This is a genomic window from Kitasatospora sp. NPDC056783 (genome assembly GCF_042789895.1).
Classification (GTDB): domain Bacteria; phylum Actinomycetota; class Actinomycetes; order Streptomycetales; family Streptomycetaceae; genus Kitasatospora.
Window position 1 is genome coordinate 21,636 of the sequence record NZ_JBHUAF010000063.1, and the last position, 8,969, is coordinate 30,604.

Here is an 8,969-nt window from a genome sequence, read left to right on the forward strand (position 1 = left end):
CGACTGCCGCTCCCGGTTTGCCGGTGGCGCTTCCTGTCCAACACCCGCTGCCACCCCGGATGATTCCCATTCGGCGGACGTTCACCCATGGTGATCGAAAAGTTACCCGCCGGACAGCACCCGGAGCAGGTCCTCCGCCGTGCGGCAGCGGTCCAGCAGCTCCTTGACGTGGTTGCGGGTGCCGCGCAGCGGCTCCAGCGTGGGCACCCGCTGCAACGAGTCCCGGCCGGGCAGGTCGAAGATCACCGAGTCCCAGGAGGCCGCCGCGACGTGCTCCGCGTACTGCTCCAGGCAGCGCCCGCGGAAGTACGCCCTGGTGTCCTCCGGCGGCTTGGAGACGGCCCGCTCGATCTCGTCGTCGGTCAGCAGCCGCTCGAACCGCCCGCGGGCCACCAGGCGGTTGTAGAGCCCCTTCTCGGGGCGCACGTCGCTGTACTGGAGGTCGACCAGTTGCAGCCGCGGGCTCTCCCAGCCCAGGGCGTCCCGGCTGCGGTAGCCCTCCAGGATCTCCCGCTTGGCGACCCAGTCCAGCTGCCGGGACAGCGACATCGGGTCGCGCTCCAGCCGGCCGAGGACGTCCTCCCAGCGCGCCAGCACGTCCACGGTCTGCTCGTCCGCGTCGTTGCCGAAGCGGTCCTCGACGTACTTGCGGGCCAGCTCGAAGTACTCCAGCTGGAGCTGGACGGCGGTGAGCTTGCGCCCGTTGCGCAGGGTGATCAGCTGCTTGAGCGTCGGGTCGTGGGAGACCCGGTGGAGGGTGCGCACCGGCTGGTCGACGGCGAGGTCGGAGGCGATGAACGAGTCCTCGATCATCGACAGGACCAGCGAGGTGGTGCCCAGCTTGAGGTAGGTGGAGATCTCGGAGAGGTTGGCGTCCCCGATGATCACGTGCAGCCGGCGGTACTTCTCGGCGTCCGCGTGCGGCTCGTCCCGGGTGTTGATGATCGGGCGCTTGAGCGTGGTCTCCAGGCCCACCTCGACCTCGAAGTAGTCCGCCCGCTGGCTGATCTGGAAGCCGTGCGCCGAGCCGTCCTGGCCGATGCCGACCCGGCCGGCGCCGGTGACCACCTGGCGGGAGACGAAGAACGGGGTGAGGTGGCGGACGATGTCGGCGAACGGTGTCGCCCGCTTCATCAGGTAGTTCTCGTGGGTGCCGTAGGAGGCGCCCTTGTTGTCGGTGTTGTTCTTGTACAGGTGGATGTTCTGCCCGTTGGGCAGTTCCAGCGCGCGCTGGGCCGCGGCCGCCATGATCCGCTCGCCCGCCTTGTCCCAGAGCACCGCGTCGCGCGGGTTGGTGACCTCCGGCGAGCTGTACTCGGGGTGGGCGTGGTCCACGTAGAACCGGGCCCCGTTGGTCAGGATGACGTTGGCGAGGCCGATGTCCTCGTCGGTGAGCTGGCTGGCGTCCGCGACCTCGCGGGCCAGGTCGAACCCCCGTGCGTCGCGCAGCGGGTTCTCCTCCTCGAAGTCCCAGCGGGCCCGCCGTGCCCGGTGCATCGCCGCCGCGTACGCGTTGACGATCTGGGACGAGGTGAGCATGGCGTTGGCGTTGGGGTGCCCGGGCACGGAGATCCCGTACTCGGTCTCGATGCCCATCACGCGCCGTACGGTCATGCGGCCCTCCTTGCCCGGTGCGCCGCCCCCGGCGGGCGGAACACGCTGACGTACCGCGGAACAACACCGACGCCGGGTCTCTGCCCGCGGACGGTGGGTCGAGCCTAGGACCCGGCGCCGACCGGCGGGTCCGGAGACGCGCCGTCCGGCTGCGGGGCCGCGAGGCGCCACAGCCGGACGGTGTGCGTACAGCTCCGGGGACCGCTGTGCCGGCCCGGGTAACCGCGTGCTTACAGGTACTGCCCCGTGTTGGCGACAGTGTCGATGGAGCGGCCGGACTCGGCGCCCTGCTTGCCGGTGACCAGCGTGCGGATGAAGACGATCCGCTCGCCCTTCTTGCCGGAGATGCGGGCCCAGTCGTCCGGGTTGGTGGTGTTCGGGAGGTCCTCGTTCTCCTTGAACTCGTCGACGCAGGCGGCGAGCAGGTGGGAGACGCGCAGGCCCCGCTGACCGTGGTCGAGGAAGTCCTTGATGGCCATCTTCTTCGCGCGGTCGACGATGTTCTGGATCATCGCGCCGGAGTTGAAGTCCTTGAAGTACAGGACCTCCTTGTCACCGTTGGCGTAGGTGACCTCCAGGAAGCGGTTCTCCTCCGTCTCGGAGTACATCCGCTCCACCACCGACTGGATCATCGCGGCGACGGTGGCCTCCACGGAGCTGTCGTGCTCCTTGAGGTCGTCCGGGTGGAACGGCAGCGAGTCCTTGAGGTACTTGGAGAAGATGTCCTTCGCGGCCTCGGCGTCCGGACGCTCGATCTTGATCTTGACGTCCAGCCGGCCGGGCCGCAGGATCGCCGGGTCGATCATGTCCTCGCGGTTCGAGGCGCCGATGACGATGACGTTCTCCAGGCCCTCCACGCCGTCGATCTCGGCGAGCAGCTGCGGGACGATGGTGTTCTCCACGTCCGAGCTGACACCCGAACCGCGGGTGCGGAACAGCGACTCCATCTCGTCGAAGAAGACGATGACGGGGGTGCCCTCGCTCGCCTTCTCCCGGGCCCGCTGGAAGACCAGGCGGATCTGCCGCTCGGTCTCGCCCACGTACTTGTTGAGCAGTTCGGGGCCCTTGATGTTGAGGAAGTAGCTCTTCCCCTGGGGCCGGCCCGTCACCTCGGCGACCTTCTTGGCCAGCGAGTTGGCGACGGCCTTGGCGATCAGCGTCTTGCCGCAGCCGGGCGGGCCGTAGAGCAGCACGCCCTTGGGCGGGCGCAGCTCGTACTCCTTGAAGAGGTCTGCGTGCAGGTACGGCAGCTCGACCGCGTCGCGGATCAGCTCGATCTGGTTGCTCAGGCCGCCGATCTGGCGGTAGTCGATGTCCGGGACCTCTTCGAGGACCAGCTCCTCGACCTCGGACTTCGGCACCACCTCGAACACGTAGCCGGAGCGGGGCTCCAGCAACAGGGCGTCCCCGGGCCGGATCGTCAGCCCGCGCAGCGGCTCGGCGAGGCGGACCACCCGCTCCTCGTCGGTGTGCCCGAGGACCAGGGCGCGTTCGCCGTCCTCCAGGAGCTCCTTGAGGGTGACGATCTCACCGATGTTCTCGAAGGCCATCGCGTCCACGATGTTGAGGGCCTCGTTGAGCATCACTTCCTGACCGCGCCGCACCTCGTCGAGGGCGACGTTGGGACTGACGTTCACGCGGAGCTTGCGCCCGCCGGTGAAGATGTCGGCGGTGCCGTCCTCGTTCGCGTCGAGGAAGGTGCCGAACCCCGCCGGGGGCTGGGCCAGCCGGTCCACTTCCTCCTTGAGGGCCACGATCTGGTCGCGGGCCTCGCGCAGGGTGGAGGCGAGCCGTTCGTTCTGGGCGGTCACGCCCGCCAGGTTGGTCTGGAGCTCGACGATCCGCTCTTCGAGGATCCTCGAATTGCGCGGCGAGTCGGCGAGCTTGCGGCGCAGCACGGCGATTTCCTGCTCAAGGAACGAGACCTGAGCGGCCTCGTCGGAACCACGAGCGGGCCTGCCGGTGCTGCGGTTGTAGTCGTCATCGTGGGCTGCCACGGTCCTCACCTCCTCCGGGGAGCTGGACGCTTCCAGACCCTACCTGGGACCAGGGGTCCGTAAACCCCTAGATCAAGAAAGATGGAACGGGCGTGTCCGATCTTCGCCCCAGCGTGCTTCCCCTCTGCTAAGGGGGATACCCACCGCGCACCACCCAAAGCGGGCCAGATGTATCGTCGAGCGAAGTGATATCCGATCGCGACCACAAGCAGAGGTCCGATCGTTGTACGAATGGCGGGATTGCTCCAGGAATAGGGGCGACCCGGGACAGAAACGGCAGGGGACCATGTCGGTTACCGAGCAGACGGCGGCAGCGGCCGAGGCGCTGGAGGTGTGGATCGACCAGGATCTGTGCACCGGCGACGGCATCTGCGCGCAGTACGCACCCGAGGTCTTCGAGCTCGACATCGACGGGCTGGCCTACGTGAAGGGGCCGGACGACGAGCTGCGCCAGCAGCCCGGGGAGACCGCCCCGGTGCCGCTGACGATCCTTCAGGACGTGGTGGACTCGGCGAAGGAGTGCCCCGGCGACTGCATCCACGTGCGCCGGGTCGCCGACCGGGTCGAGGTGTACGGGCCGGACGCGGAGTAGCCGGTCCGTCACACGGCGGAGACCGGGGCGGCGGTCTGGGAGCGTTCCCAGCCGCCGCCCTTCGGCGTCCAGGTGAGGTCGAGTGAGATGTCCGGGCGGAAGCGCGGCACGTCCTCGCCGGAGTACCCCTGCGCGTGGCCGGTGACGGCACCGTCCGAACGCACCGCGATCCGGCTCACGGTGAGGTTCTCGCGCTCGGCGAGCAGGGTGGCCGCCACCCGCGGGCGCCCGTCCGGGCCGAAGTCGAGCAGGAGGACGGCGTCCGGCGGAGTGCCGGTCTCGGTGGCGCAGTGCGCGGCGACCACCGTGGCGGGGCGCCCGTCGCCCAGCCGCGCGGACACTCCGAGCGCCGTCTTGACCGGGAACGGGCCGCAGTCCAGCGGGAGTTGGACCTGCGCCGGGTCGGGGCCGGCGGTCGCGGCGAGGGCCGTGGGCGCGGGGTGCGCGGACACCGGGGTGCCGGTCGCCGGGGAGGCGGCCAGCGCGGCCCCCACCACCGCGCCGCAGCCGGCCAGGGCCACGGCCCAGTGCCAGGGGGCGGTCCGCGCGCGCCCTGGCCCGGTGCGGCCCCGCGGTGTCTGCTGTCCAGCCGTCGCCGTCGTCCCGACCGCGGTCTCCACCAGGCGTCCCCTCCAGGGCTCCGGCCACCAAAGCGTCAGCCAGCATCGTCCCATACGGTGATCGGCCGAACGCCGAAGGGGTGGTACGGGCTCCTCGCCCGTACCACCCCTCGTCCGTCGTCGGGATCAGCCCAGGTCGGGCTGGTCCGCCTCCGTACCGCGGGAGGCCTTGCGGGCCGCCGCGCGCTCGTGGAGGCTGGGCTCCGGCGCCCCGTTGTCGTAGTCCTCGCCGTACGCGCCCTTGGCCGGGCGGCGGCGGCGCAGCGGCGGCTCGACGCCGTCCGCGAGGCGGCGGGCGGTGAGCAGGAAACCGGTGTGGCCGATCATCCGGTGGTCCGGGCGGACCGCCAGGCCCTCCAGGTGCCAGGTGCGGACCATGGTCTCCCAGGCCTGCGGCTCGGTGAAGGTGCCGTGCTCGCGCAGCGCCTCGACGGTCTTCGACATCTGCGTGGTGGTGGCCACGTAGCAGCAGATGAGACCACCGGGGACGAGCGCCTTGGAGGCGACGTCCAGGCACTCCCAGGGAGCCAGCATGTCGAGGATGACGCGGTCGACGTCGGTCTCGACCAGGTTGTCCTGGAGGTCGCCGACGGTGAGCTTCCACGCCGGGTGCGGACCGCCGAAGTAGCGCTCGACGTTCCCCTGCGCGATGTCGGCGAAGTCCTGCCGCCGCTCGTAGGAGGCCAGCATGCCCTGCTCGCCGACGGCGCGCAGCAGGTACGTGCTGAGCGCCCCGGAGCCGACGCCGGCTTCGACGACGCGGGCGCCGGCGAAGATGTCGGCCATCGCCAGGATCTGCCCCGCGTCCTTGGGGTAGATCACGGCGGCGCCGCGCGGCATGGACAGGACGTAGTCGGGGAGCAGGGGGCGCAGCGCGAGGTACGGGACGTTCCCCGTGGTACGCACGACCGTGCCCTCGGGAGCGCCGATCAGCTCGTCGTGCGGGAACGCACCCTTGTGGGTGTGGAACTGGTTCCCGGCCTGGAGCGTGAACGTGTAGTGGCGACCCTTGGGGTCGGTCAGCTGGACCTGGTCCCCGACCTGGAAGGGCCCGCGTCGGCGGGCGGCACCGGTCGGTTCGGACATGCGCCCAATCCTAAGGGAAGCGGACCGGCTTCCGGGACGCGGGTGATCAACGACCGGCGATCGCGGCGGTCAGCCGCTGCTCGATGTCGCTGAGCGCGGCGACGCCGTACACCCGGCCGTCCGGCTCGACCACCAGGTACTCCCCCGCCGGGGTGGCCTGGACGGCCCGCAGCAGCTCCTCGCCGCCGAGGTCGGCGTCCAGCCGCATGCCGGGTTCGATGTCGCGGGCGAGCGGGCCGACGGCCACCCAGGGCCGGCGCTGCTCGGGCACCGACCGCACGGCGGACTCGCGCACGATGGCGATCGGCTCGCCGCGGCCGTCCACCACGATCACCGCGCCGGCCCGGGCCTCGTGGGCGCGGCGCAGCGCCTCGCCGAGCGGGGTGTCGGCGGTGACCTCGACGGCCCGCCGGGCCAGTTCGCGCAGCCGCAGGGCGGGCAGCGCCTCCTTGAGCCGGGCGTTGCGCAGGCTGCCGGTGGCGCCGTTCCAGATGATGGCGGCGAGCACGGCCGCCAGCACCGCGTCCACCAGGGTGTCGGTGGAGGTCCGCTCGACCCCGCGCGCGGCGCTCAGCAGCGGCAGGCCGATCAGCACGGCGACGGCCAGGCCACGGCCGACCCAGGCGGCGGCCACCGTGCCGGTCATCGGCTTGCCGGTGATCGCCCAGACGACCGCGCGCAGCATCCGGCCGCCGTCCAGCGGCAGGCCGGGCAGCAGGTTGAATCCGGCCACCACCAGGTTGGAGACCATCAGGCCGGTGAGCAGCACCCCGGGCACGGTGGAGAGCTCCACCGCCCGCACCGCGAGGTAGAACAGGCCGCCGAGCGCCAGCGAGAGCAGCGGGCCGACGAAGGCCAGCCAGAACTCGCGCCAGGGGCTCTCCGCCTCGTTCTCGATCTCGGAGACCCCGCCGAAGAACTGGAGCTGGATCCGCCGCACCCCGAGCTTGTAGCGCAGCGCGACCAGGGTGTGGGCGAGTTCGTGCACCAGGACGGAGGCGTAGAAGGCGACCGCGAAGAAGAACGCGATCAGGTAGCGGCTGGCGCCGAGATCGGGCAGCACCTCGCCCAGCTGCCCGCCGAACACCCAGGTGATGAGTGCGGCGATGACGAACCAGGACGGGGTGACGTAGATGGGCACGCCGAAGGGCCGGCCCATCAGGAGGCCGCCGCCGCGCTCGGGCGGCGACCCGGCCGGACGCCGGCCGCCGTCCTGCGGTGGCTGGTCGGAGGGCCGCTGCCCTCTGCTGTCGCTCACCGTGATCCCTTCGGTCGTCGCTCCCGTCGTGCCCCGGTGCGCCCACGCTACGTGATCGCGGCCCGGCGGCGCCGCGCGCCCCTCTTCCCGGCTTCATACCCACTCCGCCGCCGCTCCGGCAGCACCGTGGCAGCGGGATGGCAGCGAAGGGCAATAGGGTCGTAGCCATGCAGCACACCGACACCAGCAGTGCCGCCGGGCGCCCGGCGGCACCTCCGACCGGGCTCTCCCCCTCCCGCGCGGGGGACTTCCTCACCTGCCCCCTGCTGTACCGGCTGCGGGTGATCGACCGGCTGCCCGAGCCGCCGAGCCCGGCGGCGACCCGGGGCACGCTGGTGCACGCGGTGCTGGAGCGGCTGTTCGACAGCCCGGCGGCCGAGCGGACGCCGGATCGGGCGCTGGGCCTGCTGCGCCCGCAGTGGGAGCGGCTGCTGGGCGAGCGCCCGGAGCTGGGCTCGCTGTTCCCGGAGGACCCGGACGGCGAGGCGCTCACCCGGTGGCTGGCGGACGCCGAGAAGCTGGTCGGCCAGTGGTTCCGGCTGGAGGACCCGACCCGGCTGCACCCGGTGGAGCGGGAGCTCTACGTGGAGACGGCGCTGGAGTCGGGGCTGCTGCTGCGCGGCTACATCGACCGGGTCGACGTCGCCCCGACCGGTGAGGTCCGGCTGGTCGACTACAAGACCGGCCGGGCGCCCTCGCGGGACTTCGAGGGCAAGGCGATGTTCCAGATGAAGTTCTACGCCCTGGTGGTGTGGCGCTGGAAGGGCGTCATCCCCAAGCGCCTCCAGCTGGTCTACCTCGGCGGGGGCGGGGACGTGGTCAGCTACGACCCGGACCAGGCGGACCTGCTCGCGGTGGAGCGCAAGCTCCAGGCGCTGTGGGAGCGGATCGGCCACGCGGTGGCCACCGGGGACTTCCCGGCCACCCGCAACCGCCTCTGCGACTGGTGCGACCACCAGGCCAGCTGCCCGGAGTTCGGCGGCACCCCGCCGCCGTACCCGCTGCCGCTGGCCCGTATGTCGGATGAGAGCGATCCCACGGGGGATCCGATGAGCAAGGAGTCCTAGGTGACGATCCGAGTGCTGCTGGTCGACGACCAGCCGCTGCTGCGCACCGGTTTCCGGATGATCCTGGAGGCCGAGTCCGACCTCGTGGTGGTCGGTGAGGCCGGCGACGGCCAGCAGGCCCTGGACCAGGTGCGGGCGCTGCAGCCCGACGTGGTGCTGATGGACATCCGGATGCCCAGGATGGACGGCGTCGAGGCGACCCGCCGGATCGCCGGCCCGGGGCGGGACGGCCCGGCCAAGGTGCTGGTGCTGACCACCTTCGACCTGGACGAGTACGTCGTGGAGGCGCTGCGCGCGGGCGCCAGCGGCTTCCTGCTGAAGGACGTCCCGGCCGAGGAGCTGGTGCAGGCGATCCGGGTGGTGGCGGACGGCGCGGCGATGCTGGCGCCGAGCATCACCCGGCGGCTGCTGGACATGTACGCCACCAAGCTGCCCTCGGGCGACGAGGCGCCGCCGCAGGCGCTGAGCGCGCTGACCGAGCGCGAGCTGGAGGTGCTGAAGCTGGTGGCGCGCGGGCTGTCGAACGCGGAGATCGCGGCCGAGCTGTTCGTCAGCGAGACCACCGTGAAGACCCACGTGGGCCATGTGCTGACGAAGCTCCAGCTGCGCGACCGGGTGCAGGCGGCGGTGTACGCCTACGAGAGCGGGCTGGTGCGCCCGGGCGCCCTGTAGGCCCGGCGACCGCACGCGGAAACGTCACGGCGGCCCGCCCGCTCCCCCGTACCGGACGGGAGG

At 71.5% G+C, this 8,969-nt stretch carries 8 protein-coding genes; 3 read left to right on the forward strand and 5 right to left on the reverse strand.

Annotation, left to right across the window (positions count from 1 at the left end; genetic code table 11):
• Positions 1-102: 102 nt before the first annotated feature.
• Together dop and arc are read right to left on the reverse strand one after the other, a co-directional pair.
• Positions 103-1,614, reverse strand: a complete 1,512-nt coding sequence (dop, locus tag ACFRMQ_RS12760) for a depupylase/deamidase Dop (protein ID WP_380730006.1) — start codon at positions 1,612-1,614, stop codon at positions 103-105.
• A 230-nt stretch (positions 1,615-1,844) separates the two neighbouring features.
• On the reverse strand, positions 1,845-3,611 hold the full coding sequence (gene arc, locus ACFRMQ_RS12765; protein WP_380730009.1) for a proteasome ATPase: 1,767 nt from the start codon (positions 3,609-3,611) through the stop codon (positions 1,845-1,847).
• Positions 3,612-3,897: 286 nt separating this feature from the next.
• Here arc and ACFRMQ_RS12770 point away from each other — a divergent pair, with 286 nt between their 5' ends.
• Positions 3,898-4,203 (forward strand): ferredoxin, encoded by a 306-nt coding sequence (locus ACFRMQ_RS12770; RefSeq protein WP_316520352.1) that lies wholly within the window; start codon positions 3,898-3,900, stop codon positions 4,201-4,203.
• Between the two features lie 8 nt (positions 4,204-4,211).
• On the opposite strand, the gene ACFRMQ_RS12775 is transcribed toward ACFRMQ_RS12770, so the two are convergent.
• The 3 genes from ACFRMQ_RS12775 to ACFRMQ_RS12785 all read right to left on the reverse strand — a co-directional run bounded on the left by ACFRMQ_RS12775 (position 4,212) and on the right by ACFRMQ_RS12785 (position 7,173).
• Positions 4,212-4,823 (reverse strand): hypothetical protein, encoded by a 612-nt coding sequence (locus ACFRMQ_RS12775; RefSeq protein ID WP_380730011.1) that lies wholly within the window; start codon positions 4,821-4,823, stop codon positions 4,212-4,214.
• A gap of 126 nt (positions 4,824-4,949) precedes the next feature.
• Positions 4,950-5,909, reverse strand: coding sequence for a tRNA (adenine-N1)-methyltransferase (locus ACFRMQ_RS12780; protein WP_380730013.1), 960 nt, complete (start codon positions 5,907-5,909; stop codon positions 4,950-4,952).
• A gap of 46 nt (positions 5,910-5,955) precedes the next feature.
• Positions 5,956-7,173, reverse strand: coding sequence for a site-2 protease family protein (locus ACFRMQ_RS12785; RefSeq protein ID WP_380730019.1), 1,218 nt, complete (start codon positions 7,171-7,173; stop codon positions 5,956-5,958).
• Positions 7,174-7,334: 161 nt separating this feature from the next.
• Here ACFRMQ_RS12785 and ACFRMQ_RS12790 point away from each other — a divergent pair, with 161 nt between their 5' ends.
• A complete protein-coding gene (locus ACFRMQ_RS12790) occupies positions 7,335-8,234 on the forward strand; it encodes a RecB family exonuclease (protein ID WP_380730015.1) in 900 nt (299 codons plus the stop codon).
• Positions 8,235-8,906 carry a response regulator transcription factor gene (locus ACFRMQ_RS12795; protein WP_188299078.1) on the forward strand — a complete coding sequence of 224 codons (672 nt, stop codon included), beginning with the start codon at positions 8,235-8,237 and terminating at the stop codon, positions 8,904-8,906.
• The last annotated feature ends 63 nt before the right edge of the window (positions 8,907-8,969 follow it).

Excerpts from the sequence above, each read along its gene's own strand:
- dop (WP_380730006.1), bottom strand. The coding sequence starts at position 1,614 with ATGACCGTACGGCGCGTGATGGGCATCGAGACCGAGTACGGGATCTCC.
- ACFRMQ_RS12780 (WP_380730013.1), bottom strand. The coding sequence starts at position 5,909 with ATGTCCGAACCGACCGGTGCCGCCCGCCGACGCGGGCCCTTCCAGGTC.
- ACFRMQ_RS12790 (WP_380730015.1), top strand. The coding sequence starts at position 7,335 with ATGCAGCACACCGACACCAGCAGTGCCGCCGGGCGCCCGGCGGCACCT.
- ACFRMQ_RS12770 (WP_316520352.1), top strand. The coding sequence starts at position 3,898 with ATGTCGGTTACCGAGCAGACGGCGGCAGCGGCCGAGGCGCTGGAGGTG.